16 protein-coding genes are annotated in these 17,666 nt (G+C 70.9%); 9 read left to right on the forward strand and 7 right to left on the reverse strand.

The genetic code is table 11. The features are described 5' to 3' along the window. Window positions 1-63: 63 nt before the first annotated feature. A complete protein-coding gene (locus tag CEY15_RS12485) occupies window positions 64-1,422 on the forward strand; it encodes a hemolysin family protein (protein ID WP_095718715.1) in 1,359 nt (452 codons plus the stop codon). Next, a complete protein-coding gene (locus CEY15_RS12490; protein WP_095718716.1) occupies window positions 1,419-2,522 on the forward strand; it encodes a hemolysin family protein in 1,104 nt (367 codons plus the stop codon). The genes CEY15_RS12485 and CEY15_RS12490 overlap by 4 nt, the downstream gene beginning before the upstream one ends. Before the next feature lie 50 nt (window positions 2,523-2,572). Here the strand turns inward: CEY15_RS12490 and CEY15_RS12495 are convergent, their stop codons facing one another. Both CEY15_RS12495 and CEY15_RS12500 read right to left on the reverse strand, forming a co-directional pair. After that, the gene (locus CEY15_RS12495) at window positions 2,573-3,115 is read right to left on the reverse strand and encodes a DUF4112 domain-containing protein (protein WP_081615200.1); all 543 of its coding nucleotides are present in this window, start codon (window positions 3,113-3,115) and stop codon (window positions 2,573-2,575) included. Between the two features lie 11 nt (window positions 3,116-3,126). Then, on the reverse strand, window positions 3,127-4,125 hold the full coding sequence (locus tag CEY15_RS12500) for a dioxygenase (protein ID WP_095718717.1): 999 nt from the start codon (window positions 4,123-4,125) through the stop codon (window positions 3,127-3,129). A gap of 200 nt (window positions 4,126-4,325) precedes the next feature. On the opposite strand from CEY15_RS12500, the gene CEY15_RS12505 reads away from it, so the two are divergent. The 3 genes from CEY15_RS12505 to CEY15_RS12515 are packed head-to-tail and all read left to right on the forward strand — an operon-like array spanning window position 4,326 to window position 9,041. Continuing rightward, window positions 4,326-6,281 carry a penicillin-binding transpeptidase domain-containing protein gene (locus tag CEY15_RS12505; protein WP_095718718.1) on the forward strand — a complete coding sequence of 652 codons (1,956 nt, stop codon included), beginning with the start codon at window positions 4,326-4,328 and terminating at the stop codon, window positions 6,279-6,281. Between the two features lie 18 nt (window positions 6,282-6,299). Next, window positions 6,300-7,184 (forward strand): SDR family NAD(P)-dependent oxidoreductase, encoded by an 885-nt coding sequence (locus CEY15_RS12510; protein WP_017837413.1) that lies wholly within the window; start codon window positions 6,300-6,302, stop codon window positions 7,182-7,184. A gap of 30 nt (window positions 7,185-7,214) precedes the next feature. After that, window positions 7,215-9,041 carry an acyl-CoA dehydrogenase gene (locus tag CEY15_RS12515; protein WP_095718719.1) on the forward strand — a complete coding sequence of 609 codons (1,827 nt, stop codon included), beginning with the start codon at window positions 7,215-7,217 and terminating at the stop codon, window positions 9,039-9,041. Window positions 9,042-9,093: 52 nt separating this feature from the next. Here the strand turns inward: CEY15_RS12515 and CEY15_RS12520 are convergent, their stop codons facing one another. From CEY15_RS12520 to CEY15_RS12530, 3 genes are all read right to left on the reverse strand, one after another. Continuing rightward, entirely contained in the window at window positions 9,094-9,552 is a 459-nt protein-coding gene (locus tag CEY15_RS12520; protein WP_095718720.1) for an SRPBCC family protein, read from the reverse strand. Between the two features lie 7 nt (window positions 9,553-9,559). Further along, window positions 9,560-9,937, reverse strand: coding sequence for an ArsR/SmtB family transcription factor (locus CEY15_RS12525; protein WP_095718721.1), 378 nt, complete (start codon window positions 9,935-9,937; stop codon window positions 9,560-9,562). Window positions 9,938-10,101: 164 nt separating this feature from the next. Further along, a complete protein-coding gene (locus CEY15_RS12530; RefSeq protein WP_031264980.1) occupies window positions 10,102-10,764 on the reverse strand; it encodes a fasciclin domain-containing protein in 663 nt (220 codons plus the stop codon). Between the two features lie 138 nt (window positions 10,765-10,902). Between CEY15_RS12530 and CEY15_RS12535 the strand changes: the two genes are divergently transcribed. From CEY15_RS12535 to CEY15_RS12545, 3 genes are all read left to right on the forward strand, one after another. Beyond that, window positions 10,903-12,528, forward strand: a complete 1,626-nt coding sequence (locus CEY15_RS12535) for a molybdopterin-dependent oxidoreductase (RefSeq protein ID WP_245847606.1) — start codon at window positions 10,903-10,905, stop codon at window positions 12,526-12,528. 74 nt (window positions 12,529-12,602) lie between these two features. After that, complete coding sequence (gene sigK / locus CEY15_RS12540) at window positions 12,603-13,184, forward strand: ECF RNA polymerase sigma factor SigK (RefSeq protein WP_095718734.1); 582 nt, start codon at window positions 12,603-12,605, stop codon at window positions 13,182-13,184. Continuing rightward, window positions 13,181-14,041 carry an anti-sigma factor gene (locus tag CEY15_RS12545; RefSeq protein ID WP_095718723.1) on the forward strand — a complete coding sequence of 287 codons (861 nt, stop codon included), beginning with the start codon at window positions 13,181-13,183 and terminating at the stop codon, window positions 14,039-14,041. The genes sigK and CEY15_RS12545 overlap by 4 nt, the downstream gene beginning before the upstream one ends. 28 nt (window positions 14,042-14,069) lie before the next feature. Here the strand turns inward: CEY15_RS12545 and CEY15_RS12550 are convergent, their stop codons facing one another. Further along, window positions 14,070-15,344 carry a class I SAM-dependent methyltransferase gene (locus CEY15_RS12550; RefSeq protein WP_095718724.1) on the reverse strand — a complete coding sequence of 425 codons (1,275 nt, stop codon included), beginning with the start codon at window positions 15,342-15,344 and terminating at the stop codon, window positions 14,070-14,072. 11 nt (window positions 15,345-15,355) lie between these two features. Further along, complete coding sequence (locus tag CEY15_RS12555) at window positions 15,356-16,828, reverse strand: FAD-binding oxidoreductase (RefSeq protein WP_095718725.1); 1,473 nt, start codon at window positions 16,826-16,828, stop codon at window positions 15,356-15,358. Between the two features lie 276 nt (window positions 16,829-17,104). Here CEY15_RS12555 and CEY15_RS12560 point away from each other — a divergent pair, with 276 nt between their 5' ends. After that, window positions 17,105-17,635 carry a DUF732 domain-containing protein gene (locus tag CEY15_RS12560; protein ID WP_095718726.1) on the forward strand — a complete coding sequence of 177 codons (531 nt, stop codon included), beginning with the start codon at window positions 17,105-17,107 and terminating at the stop codon, window positions 17,633-17,635. The last annotated feature ends 31 nt before the right edge of the window (window positions 17,636-17,666 follow it).

The raw sequence follows: 17,666 nt of genomic DNA on the forward strand, positions 1-17,666 counted from the left end.
AGTGAGCCGAGCCGACACACCGGCCCGATCTATCAGCCCCCTTCTCGGAAGGGGGTACACCGGATGAGCATCGCGCTCTCACTCCTCGTCGGCGTGGTGGTGGTCTTGGCCATCACCGCACTCACGGGCTACTTCGTGGCCCAGGAGTTCGCGTTCATGGCCGTCGACCGCTCCAGGATGGGGGCCGCGGCGGAGAAGGGCGACCCGGCCGCGTCGCGGGTCCTCGGCGTGACCAGGCGGACGTCCTTCATGCTCTCGGGCGCCCAGCTCGGGATCACCGTCACCACCCTGGTCGTCGGGTACGTCGCCGAACCGCTCATCGGCCGCTCGATCGGCGAGCTCCTCGGCCTGGCCTCGGTGCCCCAGGGGATCGGAGTGGTGGTCGGCACGGTCCTGGCGCTGCTCTTCTCGACGGTCGTGCAGATGATCTTCGGCGAGTTGGTGCCCAAGAACCTGGCCATCGCCCGACCGGAGCCGGTCGCACGCTGGCTGGCCCGGTCCACCACGATCTACCTCGCCCTGTTCGGCTGGCTCATCGGCCTGTTCGACAAGGCGTCCGAGGCCCTGCTCAAGGCCGTCGGCATCGAGCCGGTCCACGACAAGGAACACTCCGCCACCGCTCGCGACCTGGAGCACATCGTCGCCGAGTCCGAGGAGACCGGCGAGCTGTCCGAGGAACTGAGTCGACTGCTGGACAGGATGCTGGACTTCCCCGGCCAACCCGCCGAGCACGCCATGATCCCGCGCAGCCGCACCGACGTGGTGCGGGCGGAGGACACGGTCACCGAGGTCCTGTCCAAGATGGCCACCGGACACACCCGCTACCCGGTGGTCGGCGACGACTCCGACGACGTGGTCGGCATCGTGGACCTCCACGACCTGCTCTCGGTGTGTGATGACGACCGGGCGGACCTCACGGCGGTGTCGACCCTCATGCGGGCACCGATCATCGTGCCCACCTCGCTGCCCCTTCCGGAGGTCGCCACCCGCCTGGGGTCCCACAAGTCCGAGATGGCGGTGGTGGTGGACGAATACGGTGGTTTCGCCGGTGTCGTGACCATGGAGGACATGGCCGAGGAGATCGTCGGCGAGATCGCGGACGAGCACGATCCCCAGCAGGCGGCCGGGACCCCGGTCAGCGAGGGCCTGGGCTGGCTCCTGGCCGGTGACACCCATCTCGACGAGGTGGAACGACTGCTCGAGATCACCCTGCCCGAGGTGGACGCCGAGACCCTCGGTGGGCTCGTGATCGAGACGACCGGGGACCTGCCCGAGCTGGGTGACCGGGTCGACATTCCTCTCCCCGACACAGACGTGCTGGAGGAGATCTCCGCCGACAGGGTCCTGCGGACCGAGGTGCGCAGGATCGAACGTCGTGTTCCCGCAGAGCTGCATGTCGTGGTCGAGGAGGCCGCGCGATGAACCCCACCACCTCCCTTCTCGCCGCCGAAGCCGGCACGGGCCTCACGAGCAATCCGTTCGTCGTGGTACTCGCCACGGTCGTGCTCATCGTGGCGTCCGCGTTCTTCGTGGCCGTCGAGTTCTCCCTGATCTCCGCGCGACGCCACCGCCTCGAGGACGCGGCGGCCTCGAGCGCCGCGGCCCGGGCGGCCCTGCGCAACGCATCCGAGCTCACGCTGCTGCTCGCGGGGTCCCAGCTCGGGATCACGCTGTGCGCGCTGGCACTGGGTTCCATCACCAAACCCGCGGTCCACCACTGGTTCACGCCGGTGTTCGCGAGCTGGGGGTTGCCCTACTGGACGGCCGACGTCATCGCCTTTGTCCTGGCGCTGCTCATCGTCACCTTCCTCCACCTGGTGGTGGGCGAGATGGCCCCCAAGTCGTGGTCGATCACGCACCCCGAGTACTCGGCCACGTTGTTGGCGATACCGATGCGGGGCTTCCTCTGGATCACCCGCCCGCTGCTGGTGGCGCTCAACACCCTCGCCAACCGGATCCTGCACCGGATCGGGGTGGAGACCCGCGACGAGGTGGCCTCCGGCCAGGACGCCGACTCCCTACGCGAGCTCGTCCGCCACTCCGGTGAGGCCGGCACCCTCGACGACACCCACCACCGGCAGCTGCTCAACGCCCTGGAGTTGCAGGAACTCACCGTGGGGGACCTGCTGGGTGATCGCGGGGTCAACGCGCCCGCCGCCCCGGAGGAGATGTCCTCGGTCGACGTGAAGGCCTCCCCGGAGGACATCCGCGAGACGGCCCGCCGCACCGGTCATCTCCGGTTGCTGGTGATGGACGGGCAGACCGCGGTGGGTGTGGTGCACGCGCGTGACGCGATCAACATCCAGTCGGGGGCCACCGCGCGGGAGCTCATGCGGCCGAGCCTGTCCCTCGAGCACGACCTGTCGGTGGCCGAGGCGTTCCGCCGGATGCGTGAGGCGCGGGCCCACCTCGTCGTCGTCGAACAGTCCGGCGGCCACCCGGGCACCCATGTCTCCGAGGTCAGAGGGGTCCTCACGCTGGACGACGTCGTGCGGCGCCTCCTGCCCGTCACCTCCGGGTAGGCCGGGTGCTGCGGGTCGGGGGCCTGTGGGCCGGGGGCTGCCGGCCGGGGTCAGAACAGGCCGATAAGCCGGAGCAGGCCCCACAGCGCGAGCCCGGCCATGCCGATCAACACCAGCAGCATCAGGCCCACCGCCCCGACCGCCCGGAGCAGGTAGCCGCGGGCGTCGGTGTCCACGCGCCTGCCCTCGGCGATGGTCCGGTCGACCAGTCGCAGGTTCTTGGACGTGGCCTTGTGGGCGGCGTCCGCCACGTCACCCACGAACGGGACCACGCCGAGCACGGCGTCGACGAGGTAGTTCCAGCCCATGCGGAACAGGATGTGGACGGGGACCCGGTTGCGGATCGCCTCGGCCAGGACCGCTGCGGCGACGACGGTCCCCAGCGCGTCCCCGACGACGGGCACCAGGCCGACCACCGGGTCCAGCCCCACGCGGTACCGGGTGCCCGGGATGCGCACCAGATCGTCCATGACTCGCGCGAGGCCGGAGGTCACGGGGGACGACCCGGCCCTCTCCACACCGGGAGCGGGGGGCCTGGCCGCCACGGGCTCGGTCGAATGCGGACTCACCGGGTCGGGTCGACGGCTGGTCATGGGCGACGAGCCTACGGGGACGGGGGCGCCTCGCCACCGCCGCCCGGGGGCGGCCCGGCCGGTGCTCCGGCACGTCCGGCGGGCGGCTCCCCGGGCCCGCCGCTCCCACCCGCGGCGTTGTCCTCGGCGGCGGCGACGCCGATCGTGATCGTGACCTCGTAGCCGTCCTCCGGGGAGCCGACGACCTCGGGCATCTGCGCGTCCCACCCGTCGGAGAAGACCATGTCCGATTCCAGGCTCACCCCGGCCATGTTCCGGATGGAGGCGGTGTACCCGGAGTCGTAGGCGTAGACGGCGTCGGACTCCGCTTCGGGGAGTGCGATCTGCGAGGTGAGCCGGGCGTTCTCACCGGCCACGGCCGAGGCCAGGGTGTCGTAGACCTCGAAGTGCAGGTGCGGCCACCTGCCCGAGTAGCAGGCCGGGAAGATGCTGGTGAACTCGACTCTGCCGGACTCGTCCGCGGTCTGGACACCGCGGAGATAGTTCTGGTCGGTGACGCCCTCACTGTAGAGGGAGTACCGGCCCTCGCGGTCGCAGTGCCACAGGTAGACGGCCATCCCGGCCCCCGGTGCGCACTCGCGGGTCAGGTCCTGCAGGTCCACGGTCAGACGCATGGGGACACCCTCGGCGGTGCCGGTCATCCCCCCGAAGCTCGAGGTGATGTCCGAGCGGTGCACCCCGGATTCGATCAGCACGTTGGGCCCGTTGGACCCGTCGCCCGGGTAGGGTCCGGCGGTCTCTCCCGGCGCCGCCTCGACACACTCGGCACCGGCCCCGGACACGCCGGACGAGCCGGCGGAGGTCGTTGACGAGGTGGCGGACGACGTCGGGGTCTGATCCGTCGCACATCCCACCGTCAGGCCCACCGCGCCCACCCCGGCGGCGCCGAGGATCCCGCGCAGGGCCGCGCGCCGGTTCATCACGGCCAGGTCGTGCCCGAGTCCCAGATCGTGCTCGTGTACCGCGTCGTCGGGGGTGTCGGTGGAGCGGGATCGTCGGTAGCTGAACATCGGGGCCTCCGGGTCTGCGGGGTCTGGTGCACCCGCTCCTTCCGGCGGGACTGGTGAGGACAGTAGGAGCCGACGTCGTGAGTACCCTGCGGGTTGGCTGGCAGTTTCCTGTACCCGGAAGTTCTCTGTACACCGGGTGGTCGTCCGGCCCGACCGGTGCGGTGGGGGCGGGTTTCTGGTTGTGTGGAGTGATGACGCCGATGACACTGCGCCGCCACCACACCAGCGGCGCTCGCCGCCGGCCCCGTCCCGTCGCCGGACTCGTCGCCGCCTCTCTGGCCGTGGCCCTGACCGGCAGCGGGTGCGCGGCACTGACCGGCGACACCGGATCGGACGAGCTCCAGCAGTTCCTCTCCACGCTGAGCAGCGGCGACCTCGCGGGGGCGGCCGCGCTCACCACCGATCCGGTCGCGGCCGAGGAGACCCTCGAGGCCAACGTGCTGGCGATGGGGTTCACCCCCACACTCTCCGCGAGGACCCCGGACGGGGACCGACGCCCGGACCGGGACCCCGTGCCGGTCGAGATCACCTGGGACATGGGGACCTCCGGGAACACCCAGGCCGACGACGACCAGGCAGACGACGAGCAAGCCGACGACGACGAGGCGGGCTCCGCCCCGGTCGGCGGGGAGACGGCGGCGGAGACCTCCCCGCGCATCGTCACGACCACCGGCGAGGCACGGACCACCAGGGTCGGCGACGACTGGAAGGTCGAGTGGGCGCCGACGATCCTCGACACCCGCCTCGAGCCGGGGGGCACGCTGTCCTTCTCCGAGATCCTGGACTACGACACCTCGGTGGTGGACCGCACGGGCGAACCGCTCTTTCAGTGGACCCCGGTCACGGCGGTGACCCTCGCGCCGGACGCGGTGGAGTCGGCGGACGCGGTCGCGGCGCTGGTCGGAACCGTGGTGCCGACGATCACCGGCCGGACGATCCGTGACGGCATGGCCGAGGCCGGCGACCAGCCCTACCAGGTCGTGGCGCTCCGGCCGTCCGACATCGACCCGATCCGCGATCAGCTCGCGGCCGTTGCGGGCGTGACGCTCCCCGAGCAGGGCCAGCTCATCCGCACCGACCGGAACCTGGACTCCCCCGCCCTCACCGGATTGCCCAGTGCCTGGACCGAAGCGCTACAGGCGCAGGGCGGCTGGACCGCCGAGATCGTCAATCCCGATGCCGAACCCATCGAGCTGGGCAGTGCCCCGGTGGGCCAGGTCGAGGACCTGGTCTCCACGGTGCAGATCTCGATGCAACGGGCCGCCCAGCAGGCGGTGGACGCCTCCGCTCTGGGAGCGTCGATCGTCGCGATCCAACCCTCGACCGGGGGAATCCTGGCCGTGGCCCAGAACTCCGTCGCCGACCAGCAGGGGCCGGTGTCCATGCAGGGCCGGTTCCCACCGGGGTCGACGTTCAAGATCGTCACCACGGCCGCCGCGCTGGAGGCCGGGGTCGTCGGCCCGGACGAGGTCGTGCCCTGCCCGGCCTCGGTCACCGTGTCCGGACGCACGATCCCCAACGACGACGACTTCGAACTCGGCCCGGTGCCGCTGGAGACGGCGTTCGCCCGCTCGTGCAACACCAGCCAGGCCGTCATCAGCGACCGGCTCGCGCCGGAGGCCATGAGGGACACGGCCGCCAGACTCGGCCTCGGGGTCGGGTTCTTCGCACCCGGCCTCGGTGTGGACACCTACACCGGCTCCGTGCCCGTCACCGAGCAGGGCCCGGCCCGGGTGGAGGCGGCGATCGGGCAGGGCGAGGTGCTGGCCAGCCCCTTCGGGATGGCGGTCATGACGGCCTCGCTCGCGAACGGCGGGCGGATGATCCTGCCGCACGTCGTCGACGGGATGCCCGCCACCGCCAACGACACCCCGGAACCCCTGGACCCGGGTGTGGTGGACACCTTGCGCAGGTACATGGAGCAGACCGTGCGATCGGGCACCGCCACGGCCGCCAACTCGATCCCCGGGCTCGGCGGCAAGACCGGCACCGCCGAGGTCGGCACCGGCCCCGCCCACGGCTGGTTCGTCGGCTCCACCGGGGACATCGCGGTCGCGGTCCTCATCGAGGGCGCCGACTCCTCGGGCCCGGCGGTGGCGATGGCCGCCCAGTTCCTCGCGGCCGCGGGGCAGCCCGCCCCACTCGCACGGGGCTGACCCGGTAGGTTTCGCCTCATGCGTCTTCCTCGCCTCCCCCTGTCCGGTCTCCCCGTCCCCGGCCTCGACCGGATGCCGTTCGTCTCCTCCCCCTCCCCCGCGGACACCAATCGCCGGGTCCTGGTCACCGGCGGGGCCTCGGGCCTCGGCCTGGCCCTGGCCACGGCGTTCCTCGAACGCGGCGACCGCGTGATGGTCGCCGACCTCGCGGCCACCGACGACCGGCCGGACTCGCTGCCCGCCGATGCCCGTTATGTGCGTCTGGACGTGCGCTCCGAGGAGGAATGGCAGGCGGCGCGCGCCGAGGTCGAGCAGACCTGGGGCGGGCTGGACGTGCTGGTCAACAACGCCGGGATCGCGCAGGGCGGCCGCATCGAGTACCTCACCGAGGAGGACTGGCGGCTCATCACGGACATCAACCTGCTGGGCGTCGCGCGCGGGTGCCGCACCTTCGTGCCGATGCTCAAGGCCCAGGGCCGGGGGCACCTCGTCAACACCGCGTCCCTCGCCGGCCTCGTGCACCCGCCGACCATGGCCTCCTACACTGCCGTCAAGGCGGCCGTGGTGGCGATCTCCGAGACCCTGCGGTGGGAGTTGGAGCCGTTCGGTGTCGACGTCTCCGTGTTGTGCCCGTCGTTCTTCCGCACCAACCTGGCCTCGAGCCTGAACTCCTCCGACCCCGCCGCGAGCGGATTCGCGAGCAAACTCATCGACCGCTCCGAGCGCGGTGCGGACGAGATCGCCGCCGAGGTGATGACCGGGCTGGACGCGAAGCGGTTCCTGATCCTGCCCGACCCGGACGCCCGGAAGGCCTACCGCGGCAAGCGGTTCATGCCCGCCGCGTACGCCAAGACCATGCTCGGCATGGGCCAGAAGTTCGCCCGGGCCACCGGCGGGAGCTGACTCACGCGGCCGGCCGAGTAGCCTGCGATCATGGCTCCCTCGAATGCCCTCCCCTCGACCGTGATGTCCCGGGCCGACCTTGATTTCCTGCTGCACGACTGGCTCCGGGTGTCCGAGCTGTGTGGGCGCGAGCGGTACTCGGATCACTCGCGCGAGACCATCGACTCCGTGGTCGACCTGTCGGCCGAACTCGCCGAGAAGTACTTCGCCCCCCACAACCGCAAGGCCGACCTCAACGAGCCCAGGCTCGTGGGCGAGGAGGTCGAACTGATCCCGGAGATCGCCGAGGCCCTGCGTCGCTTCGCCGACGCAGACCTTGTGGGCGCCGCGATGGACTCACGAGTCGGCGGCATGCAGCTGCCGTACACCGCGTACCTGGCGTGCATGGCGTGGTTCTATGCCGCCAACGTCTCCACCGCCGCGTACCCGCTGCTCACCACCGGCAACGCTAACCTGCTGATCGAGCACGGTTCCGAGGAGCAGGTCGAGAGGTACGTCCGGCCCATGGTCGAGGGTCGCTTCACCGGCACGATGTGCCTGTCCGAGCCGCAGGCCGGGTCCAATCTCGCCGACATCACCACGCGCGCCGAGCCGCAGGCCGACGGCGCCTATCGACTGTTCGGGCAGAAGATGTGGATCTCCGGCGGCGAGCACCAGATGTCCGAGAACATCGTGCACCTGGTGCTGGCGAAGGTGCCCGGCTCACCGGCCGGTACGCGCGGCATCAGCCTCTTCGTGGTCCCGAAGTTCCTCGTCGACGAGGACGGGTCGATCGGGGAGCGCAATGACATCGTGATCACCGGCCTCAACCACAAGATGGGCTTCCGCGGCACGGTCAACACCATGCCCACGCTCGGGCAGGGCATCCACACCCCGGGCGGCCGGCCGGGCGCGGTCGGGTACCTCGTGGGCGAGGAGAACACCGGCCTCAAGAAGATGTTCACCATGATGAACGAGGCCCGGCTCGGCGTAGGCCTGGGCGCCACCGCGCTCGGGTACACCGGCTACCTCAAGTCGCTCGACTACGCGCGCACCCGTCCGCAGGGCCGGGCACCCGGTTCCGATCCGTCCTCGCCGCAGGTCATGCTCACCGGGCACGCCGACGTGCGGCGGATGTTGCTGGCCCAGAAGTCGTACGTGGAGGGCGCGCTGGCCCTCGGGTTGTTCTGCGCGCGGCTCGTCGACGAGGAGCGGACCGGCTCGCCGGAGGAGGCCGCGGCCGCCTCCACGCTGCTGGACGTGCTCACCCCGATCGCCAAGTCGTGGCCGTCGCAGTGGTGCCTGAAGGCCAACGAGTTGGCGGTACAGGTGCTGGGTGGGGCCGGGTACACCATCGATTACGACGTGGAGCAGCACTATCGCGACAACCGCCTCAACCCGATCCACGAGGGCACCCACGGGATCCAGGCCCAGGATCTGCTCGGGCGCAAGGTCCTCGCCGGGGGTGGTGCCGGACTGGCCGCACTGAGCGAGCGCATCGCCGACACCTGCGACCGGGCGGATGCGGCAGGCGGCCCGGCCGAGGAGTTCGCCGCGCTCCTCCGACCGCGGGTGACGCGCCTGATCGAGGTGACCACCGCACTCGCCGGGCTCGGGGCGACCGACCCGGAGGCGTTCCTGGCCGACGCCACCGAGTACCTCGAGGCCGCCGGTCACATCGTGATCGCCTGGATCTGGCTCGAGCAGGTCCTCGCCCTGGGAGGTCGGATCGACGACGACGCCGACGGGTTCGCCGCCGGGAAGCGGCAGGCCGCGGCGTACTTCCTGCGGCGCGAACTGCCCGTCGTGGACGCGAAGTTCGACCTGCTGGCCGCGGGCGACCGCACCACCCTGGACATGCACGACGACTGGTTCTGAGCTGCGGGGCTGATCCTGGAGCGCGGGCCTGACTACGGTCGGAGTGTCCGGGTCAGGCCGAGGCGGAGGCGGCGAGAACCCCGTCCAGCTCCTCGAACGCCTCGGTCCAGCCGTCGTGGACGCCGTGTTCGGAACCGCGGTCGTCGGGGTGCCGGGCCATGTGGAAGGTCATCAGGGTGCGCCCCTCTCCCGCCTCGGCGAGGTCGACGGTGATGACGGGGACCTCGTCCCCGCGCTCGTCGTCCGGGCTGCCCCAGGTGAACCGGAGCCGGTCGGGCTCCCGGACCTCCAGGTATTCGCCCGTGGCCGGCCACTCGCCGCCGTCCGGGTCGATCATGAGGTAGGCGTAGCTGCCACCCACGCGGAGATCGATCGAGACGCTCTCGGCTGGGGTCGTGACCTCGTGCGGGTGCCACCAGCGAGCGGCCAGTGTCGGATCCGTCCACGCGCGCCAGAGAGTCTCGCGTGGGGCGTCGAACGTGCGGGAGATGGTGAATTCCGGGACGGACATGATGTCGTCACTCCTTCGATCGAGGCGTGCGACCTCGATCCGTGGGGTCGGCGTGCCCGGGCCGGATGTCGGTGAGCACGTCGTCGAGTCGGTCGAATTTCTGCTGCCACAGCGCGCGGTTGCGCTCGACCCAGGCCGTGGCGGCGTCCAGCGGTTCCGGCCGGAGCGTGCACACCCGCCACTGGGCGCGCGTGCTTCGCTCGATGAGACCGGAGGTCTCCAACACCCGGAGGTGTTGCGAGATGGCGGGTGCACTGATGTCGAACGGTTCCGACAACTCGCCCACAGTGGCCGGCCCGGCGCTGAGCCGCTCAAGGATCCCGCGACGCGTGGGATCGGCGAGCGCCTGGAACACCCGGGACAGCGGATCACCGGCCTGCTTCACTTCATCTTTCCCTTAATTAGGCGACAGCTTAAGTATGCACTACGGCTCGTCGTTGTCAAGCCCCCGCCCGACACGACGAGGCCCGGGCCGACGCTCTCGCGTCGACCCGGGCCTCGGTGCTACCAGAACACTCGGGGGTCAGGGCCTCCCGGGGTTCAGCGGGCTCACTCCTCGGGGACGAGGACCTCGTCGATGAGGTAGACCGTGGCGTTGGCGGTCTCGACGCCACCACAGATCACGTTGGCACCGTTGACGGTGAGCTCGTCACCGGAGCCCATGACCTCGACGTCCGCGCCGTTCAGCGTGGTCTGCATGCCCTCGATCTCGTCAGGGGTGATCTGTCCCTCGACAACGTGGTAGGTCAGGATGCTGGTGAGCAGCTCGGGATCGGTCTGCAGCGCCTCCATCGTGGCGTCGTCGACCTGTGCGAACGCGTCGTCGACCGGCGCGAACACGGTGTACTCGCCGTTGTTGAGGGTGTCGACGAGGTCGACCTCGGGATTCACCCCGCCCGACACTGCGGCCGTGAGGGTGGTGAGGAGCGGGTTGTTGGAGGCGGCGGTGGCGACCGGCTCCATGGCCATGCCGTCGACCGAGCCCGGGCCATCCGGGTTGGCCTCGGCGTAGTCCGCACAGCCGGGACCGACCAGCATGCCGGCCGGCTCCGCCATCGCGGTGGTCTCCTCGGTGGTCATCTCAGAGGTCATGGGGGCGGTCGTGGTGCCCTCGGCCTCGGTGGTGCCCTCATCGTTCGCGCAACCGGCCAGAACGAGGCCGCTCACGGCAGCCGCCGCGGCGATCGAAGCCATACGGCGGGAGATCGTCATGCTCATGGTGTTGGTCCTTTCAACAGAGCCTTGCGTGCTGGGTCACAAGGTCTTCGGCACGGTTCTCCGGCCGGATGGGTGGCTCCCGAATTCTTTCTCCCGAACCGTCCGGCGGGTCCCGTGCTCCGAACTCCTGACGTGGACATCACCCAGCCCCGAGCCCGCGTGACGGCCCAGATCGCCGCGGGCATCCTCTCGACCGGCATCGCCCTCGCGGTCGGTCACGCCGTCGCGGGCCTGGTCGCCCCCGGGTCGTCTCCGTTCCTGGCGGTGGCCGATTCCGTTGTCGACCGCGCACCCGCGGCGGTTCGCGAGGCGACCATCGACGCACTCGGCACCGCGGACAAACCGGCGCTGCTCCTCAGCCTCGCCGGGATCCTGGCGGTGATGGGTGTGGTCATCGGTCTCATGGAGCGACCGCGACGGCCCATCGGCTCCCTGCTGATCATCGCCCTCGGGCTCACGGGAACGCTCGCGGCGGTGACCCGCCCGACCGCCGGGCCCGCGTGGGCGCTGCCCACCCTCGTGGGCACCCTCCTCGCCGTCGTCGCACTCCGTCTGATGGTCGGCGCGCTGTTCCCCGCGTCCGGGGGCGGGACGGGGGGAGGGCCGGGTGACGGGCCAGCTACCGGCTCGGGTGACCTCGCCTCGGCGACCGACGAGGCCCCCGCGTCCCGTCCCGGTCCTGATCGGCGGCGCTTCCTGGTCCTGGCCGGGTCGGCCGTGGCCGTGATCGCCGCAGCGGGCGCGACCGGTGTGGCCGTCACCCGCCGGGCCGCCGACGCCCTCGCGGAGCGTACGGGCCTGCGGTTGCCGCGGGTGCTCAGTCGCAACGCCGCGGCACCCGTGCCGGACGGGGTCGTTCCCGACGCCCCGGGTGTCACTCAATTCCTCACGCCCAACGACGAGTTCTACCGCATCGACACCGCGCTGCGGGTCCCCGCGCTGACCACGGCGGACTGGCGGCTGCGCATCCACGGAATGGTGGAGCGGGAGATCGAGCTGGACTGGGATTCGCTGACGAGCCGGGAGTTCCTCGACCGGATCGTCACTCTGACCTGCGTGTCCAACGAGGTCGGCGGCGACCTCGCCGGCAACGCGACCTGGACCGGGTTCCCGATCGCCGAACTCCTCGCCGAGGCCGGCCCGTTGCCCGAGGCCGACATGCTGCTCTCGACCTCCGTGGACGGGTGGACGGCGGGCACCCCGCTCGAGGCACTGACGGACGGGCGGGACGCGTTGCTGGCCGTCGGGATGAACGGCGAGCCCCTCCCGCTCGAGCACGGCTACCCCGTCCGTCAGGTCGTGCCCGGACTGTACGGCTACGTCTCCGCCACCAAGTGGGTGGTGGACTGGGAGGTCACCCGCTTCGACCGGGCGAGCGCCTACTGGACCGACCGCGGGTGGGGTGAGCGGGGGCCGATCCTCACCGCGAGCCGGATCGACCGGCCCGCCCCGTTGGCCCAGCTGGATCCCGGCCCCGTCGTGGTGGCGGGGACGGCCTGGGCCCAGCGCCGCGGCATCGACCGCGTCGAGGTGCAGGTCGACGACGGGCCGTGGAACGAGGCGACGTTGGCCGAGGAGTACTCGATCGACACCTGGCGCATGTGGTCGTGGACCTGGGACGCCGAACCCGGACTGCACACGCTGTCCGTCCGGGCGACCGATTCGACCGGCGAGGTCCAGACCCAGACGCGGCAGCCACCCATTCCGACCGGCGCCACGGGCTGGCACAACCGTACGTTCCGGGTGTCGGGGTCATGACCGTCCTCGACACGCCCCGACCCGCCGCCCGCCCGTTCCCTGAGTTCCCCACCTCTCCCATTAGACTGTCCTTCGTGTCCGACCCCACCGCCCTGTCGCTGGCCGATCCGGGGCGCCTGTTGGAACTCTCCGCGGCCGGCGACCTCGAGGCCTTCGCCCGCTTCTACGACCTCATGGCGCCCCGGGTACACGGTCTCGCCCTGCGGGTCCTCCGCGACCCCGGGTACGCGGAGGAAACAGTGCAGGAGGTGTTCCTGCAGGTCTGGAAGCAGGCCTCGGGTTACAGCCCGAAGCTCGGGTCGGTCCATTCCTGGGTGCTGACCATCGCACACCGGCGAGCGGTGGACCGGGTGCGGTCGGAGAGCTCCGCGGCGCGGCGCGACGAGGCGGACGCCGCCGCGGGGATCATCCACTCCGGGGACGTCGCCGACCAGGTCACCGAGGAGATCACCCGGGAGGAAGATGCCGCCGACATCCGTCGTTGTCTGGGAGAGCTCACCGAGAACCAGCGTGAGTCGATCGAGATGGCGTACTTCACGGGACTGACCTACCGCGAGGTCGCCGACCAGCTGGGGGCCGCGCTGCCCACGATCAAGTCACGGATCCGAGACGGCCTGCGCCGTCTCAAGAGCTGCCTGGGAGGTGAGCTGTCATGACCGTCCGACACCACGATCATCCGGACGCCCCGGGCACGGTTCATCCCGAGGACCTCGACCTCTACGCCCTGGACGCGTTGGACGATCAGGAGACGGAGGCCCTCGAGCAGACCCTCGTCAACGCCGCACCGGATCAGCGCAGGTCGATGCTCGCCCACATCCGGTCCACCCGGGAGGTCGTGGCCGATCTGGTGGCCGATGCCGACCTCGATGTCCCGCCGCCGCCGGGGCTCCGGGCCAGGATCCTCGATATGGTCGCAGCGGAGTCCGGGCCCGGAACCGACGCGGGCACCCCGGCGTCCGGCGGCACCCGGGGCACCGGCGGTGCGGACGTGGTCGATCTGAGCCGTATGCGTGAGCGCCGGCGCCCCGGGGCGTGGACCATCGTCGCCACCGCGGCGGCGGCCGTCGTCCTGGTGGCCGCGGGCGTCACCGTCGGACGCCTGACGGGCGGTGCCCCACCGGAGAACGACCTGCCGGTCGCTGCTCCGCCCGCCGCCACGATGCCGGGCGAGGTCGCCTCCCTGCTCACCGCACCCGACCTCGAGATCTCCCGCGGGCAGGTCGGCGGCACCGGTAGCGCCACGGTGTTGGCGTCCAGGTCCGCCGACATGGCGGTCATCTCGATGACCGGGATCCCGGAGCCGGCCGAGGGCCGCGCCTACCAGCTCTGGCTGATGGGTCCGGATCACGACCCGATCCCGGCGGGGACGATGGAGTCCGGCGAGGTGGGCCCGTCGCCCTCCGCCGAGCTGAGCGGAATCCGTGACTCCGCCCAGATCGGGATCACCGAGGAGCCGGCGGGCGGATCCCCGGCGCCGACCGGCGACGTCCTGCTGGCTCTCGACCTGGCCTGACACATCGGCCCGGCCGCTCAGGACCGGCTCACGCCTGCCACCACTGCCGCAGGGGGACCTCCCAGGTCATGGAGTCGCCCAGTCGGACGGCCAGGATCTGGTGGAGCTGGATCTTGTTGTGCTCGAAGCCGTACTGGCAGGCGCCCATGTAGAGACCCCACAGTTTGGCCATGGGTTCCCCGACCTCCTCGACGGCCTCGTCCCAGTGCTCGACGAGGTTCGCGCACCAGTCGCGCAGCGTGAACGCGTAGTGCTGCCGGAGGTTCTCCTCGTGCAGCACCTCGAACCCGGCGTTCTCCGCCTCGAGGTGGACGGTCCCGGCACCGGCCAGCTCGCCGTCCGGGAAGATGTATCGGTCGATGAAGGCGCCCGCCTTGACAGACCGGGAATTGTCCGGCCGGGTGATGCAGTGGTTGAGCAGACGCCCGCCCGGCTTCAGGTACCCGTGCAGTCGGTCGAAGTAGGCGTGGTGGTTACTGCGCCCGATGTGCTCGGTGATGCCGATGGAACTGACCGCGTCGAAGTCGCGCTCGGGCACGTCGCGGTAGTCCATCAGCCGGACCTCGGCCAGATCCCCCAGGCCCTGGGCCCCGATCGCGGCCTGGCCCCACTCGACCTGCTCCCGCGAGAGTGTCACGCCGATCGCCCTCACCCCCCGGGAGGCCGCGTAACGCACCATCCCGCCCCACCCGCACCCCACGTCGAGCAGCCTGTCGCCCGCCTTGAGACCGAGCTTGTCAAAGACGAGGCGGTACTTGTTCTCCTGCGCCTCCTCCAGGGACCTCTGTTCGTCGGTGTAGCACGCACAGGTGTAGGTCATGGTGGGCCCGAGGATCCACTCGTAGAAGCGGTTGGATACGTCGTAGTGGTAGCTCACCACCTCTGAGTCCCGCTTCTTGGAGTGTCTCCGCATGCCGTGCGCGACCCGGCGCCACGCCGCGGGCACCTCCTGCTCGGGAATCGGCAGCATCGTGAGGTTCTGGCGTCCGATCGACCGGGCGACCCGGGCCATCGTCCGCACGTCCGGCCTGCGGGTCATGGTCTTGCGAAAGACCTCGAGCGCGCCGAACACGTCGTGCGGCGCCCCGGGATGCACCCCGTCGACCTCGAGCTCTCCCATGAGATAGGCGCGGGCCAACCCGAGATCGCCCGGCGCGGTGACGATGTACTGCAGGGCTCGCCGGCTCTTGAGGCGTAGTATCAGATCGCTCTCGGGCGGGCCGAACGCAGAGCCGTCGTACGCCTCGATGCGCAGGGGTGGCTCGCCCGTCGCGAACGCGCCGACGATCTCACCGATCGTCATCCTGTCAGTCGTCACCGTGCACCCACCGCCTTGTCGTAGAGGGTCGAGAACCGACCGTCCGGGTCGAACTCCGACTTGAGCCCGGCGGCGTGCTCACCGCCGTACAGCTGGTCGAACTCCTCCCGGGAGTAGAAGACCTCGGAGTAGAGCGACTTGTGCCCACCGAGCCGGGAGACCTCCTCCTCGATGCGCCGGTTCCACGCCCCCTCCGCCGACCCCGGCTCTACCGGCGCCGAGGACCAGAATCCGATGTTGACATAGGTTGTGTCGGGCGACAACGGATACAGCGGCCACGGTCGGTCGGAGGCCGTCCGCCCGTTCGGTGTCGGCGCCGGGGTGCGCTCCCGCAGCCGCAGCGGACACACCCACAGCGGCTCTATGGGGACCTCCCGCAGGAACCACTCCAGGAACTCCTCGGTCCGGTCGATGGTCACTTCCACGTCCTGCACCACGCGCTCGCGCGGGCCCTCGCCCTTGAGCGCCCCGATCCTGTTACCCAGGTCGTACCTGTGGTCCAACCCGATGATCTTCCAATACGCCGACGACCTGAGCAGCTGCTGCGGCCACCACCGGCGGATGCCGGGGTTCTGCACCCCGAACGCGCGCGAGCACCAGAACCAGTCGGTGTCCCAGCGCCACAGGTAGTCGCGGGTGGTCAGCCGATCGCGGACCACCGAGCCGGCGGGGCCGCCGTGCCGGATCGACCGGTAGTAGATCGCCTGCTTGTCCCGCACCCCCGTGTAGTCCGAGACGGGTCCGGGCTCGTCGGTCCGCCGCCCCAGGGTCAGGTAGGACTCGTCGGCCGAGAAGACGACCCCGTCCAGGAAGTCGACCACCTCGTCGTCGTACGTCCCTGACTCGCTGATCCGCCCCAGCCCGTCGGCCAGCGCGGCGAGGGAGTCGAACCGGACGTGGCGCAGTTCGACGTACCGCATGACCGGTTCGAGCGCGATGCGCAGCCGCACGGCGTACCCGAGCGAGCCGTACGAGTTGGGGAACCCGCGGAAGAGCGCCTGCTCGCGCACCGTCCCGTCGGGGCGGGCGGTGACGATCTCGCCCGTCCCGGTGAGGATGTCCATCTCCAGAACCGACTCGTGGGGCAGCCCCAAGCGGAAGGAACTGGACTCGATGCCCAGTCCGGTCACGGCGCCACCGAGGGTGATGGTCTTGAGCTGCGGCACCACATACGGCATCAACCCGTACGGCAGGGTGGCGTCCACCAGGTCCTCGTACGTGCACATGCCCTGCACGTCGGCGGTGCGGGCGTCCGGATCCACGGAGACCACGCGCGTCAGGCCGGTGGTGTCGAGACCGTGCGACGACGACGAGGCGCGCGGCCTGAACAGATTGGACGTCGTCTTGGCCAGCCGGACGGGCTCCCCCCGGGGGACCGCCTCGAAGCTGGCGAGGAGCCGGCGGACACCCTCGTCATGGCGCCGGGGCCCGACGACCAGCGATCCGGACAGACGACCGTGAGTGCCCATGCGCCCCACCCTAGTGGCGGTCCGCCACGACGGGACCCCTTCCGTCGGCAGCCCACCCCGGCGTCCCGGGCACTGCGCTCCCCACTCCGCTCCCCACCCGCTCGGCTCGCCGGGACCGGTGCCACTGACGGGCCGGTCTCGATCCCGTCTCGATTGTGGCACCGGTCATATCGTCTCCACCGAACGCTCCCGAGTCGTCGGACCGCGTCCGTACCCTTCCCGAGTGGAGGACCCCACTATTCCGATTCACACTTCCCCCATCGAGGAGGGCCCGTCATGACCGCACGTGCACACCGAGCCGCGCTGTTGACCCGGGGCGCCCGCGAGATCCGCCCCGACCGACGACGGGGGCTCGTCGCCGCGTCGGGGTTCGCGGCGCTCGCCCTGGTCCTCGGGGCGTGCGGGGAGGAAGGGACCGCGGAGGAGGCGGTCGGCGAGGCGACCAGCGCGGTGGGGTCCGTGGCCGCGGAGGCCACCTCCGCTGTCGGCGACGCCACCGACCGCGACGGGGCGACGACCGGCGAGCAGCCGGCCCCGGACGGCGGCGATGACGGGCGGTCCCCCGAGGAGCAGTTCCTCGGCGAGATCCGGACGGTCGGCGTGGTCGCCGACGACGAACCGGGTTATCTCGCGCGGGGGCGGGAGGCCTGCGCGTCACTCGACGGCGACATGGGATACGTCGACGTGGTCCGGCAGTACAACGACGCCCACCCCGACGCACCGGTGACCGAGGCCCCGGTGGTCGTGGCGGCCGCGGTCAGGGCGTTCTGCCCGCAGCACCTGCCGCAGGTCGGCCAGGGGGGCTAGGTGTTCTGCCCACGCAGGTTAGGTACGCGGT

It is taken from the genome of Dietzia natronolimnaea, assembly GCF_002289575.1.
Classification (GTDB): Bacteria; Actinomycetota; Actinomycetes; order Mycobacteriales; family Mycobacteriaceae; genus Dietzia; species Dietzia natronolimnaea_A.

Bases quoted from the DNA above. Each gene is read 5' to 3' on its own strand.
- CEY15_RS12545 (WP_095718723.1), top strand. From the start codon at position 13,181: ATGACCGTCCGACACCACGATCATCCGGACGCCCCGGGCACGGTTCAT.
- CEY15_RS12555 (WP_095718725.1), bottom strand. From the start codon at position 16,828: ATGGGCACTCACGGTCGTCTGTCCGGATCGCTGGTCGTCGGGCCCCGG.
- CEY15_RS12505 (WP_095718718.1), top strand. From the start codon at position 4,326: ATGACACTGCGCCGCCACCACACCAGCGGCGCTCGCCGCCGGCCCCGT.
- CEY15_RS12550 (WP_095718724.1), bottom strand. From the start codon at position 15,344: ATGACGATCGGTGAGATCGTCGGCGCGTTCGCGACGGGCGAGCCACCC.
- CEY15_RS12530 (WP_031264980.1), bottom strand. From the start codon at position 10,764: ATGACGATCTCCCGCCGTATGGCTTCGATCGCCGCGGCGGCTGCCGTG.
- CEY15_RS12495 (WP_081615200.1), bottom strand. From the start codon at position 3,115: ATGACCAGCCGTCGACCCGACCCGGTGAGTCCGCATTCGACCGAGCCC.
- CEY15_RS12510 (WP_017837413.1), top strand. From the start codon at position 6,300: ATGCGTCTTCCTCGCCTCCCCCTGTCCGGTCTCCCCGTCCCCGGCCTC.
- CEY15_RS12520 (WP_095718720.1), bottom strand. From the start codon at position 9,552: ATGTCCGTCCCGGAATTCACCATCTCCCGCACGTTCGACGCCCCACGC.
- CEY15_RS12515 (WP_095718719.1), top strand. From the start codon at position 7,215: ATGGCTCCCTCGAATGCCCTCCCCTCGACCGTGATGTCCCGGGCCGAC.
- CEY15_RS12490 (WP_095718716.1), top strand. From the start codon at position 1,419: ATGAACCCCACCACCTCCCTTCTCGCCGCCGAAGCCGGCACGGGCCTC.
- CEY15_RS12500 (WP_095718717.1), bottom strand. From the start codon at position 4,125: ATGTTCAGCTACCGACGATCCCGCTCCACCGACACCCCCGACGACGCG.
- CEY15_RS12560 (WP_095718726.1), top strand. From the start codon at position 17,105: ATGACCGCACGTGCACACCGAGCCGCGCTGTTGACCCGGGGCGCCCGC.
- CEY15_RS12485 (WP_095718715.1), top strand. From the start codon at position 64: ATGAGCATCGCGCTCTCACTCCTCGTCGGCGTGGTGGTGGTCTTGGCC.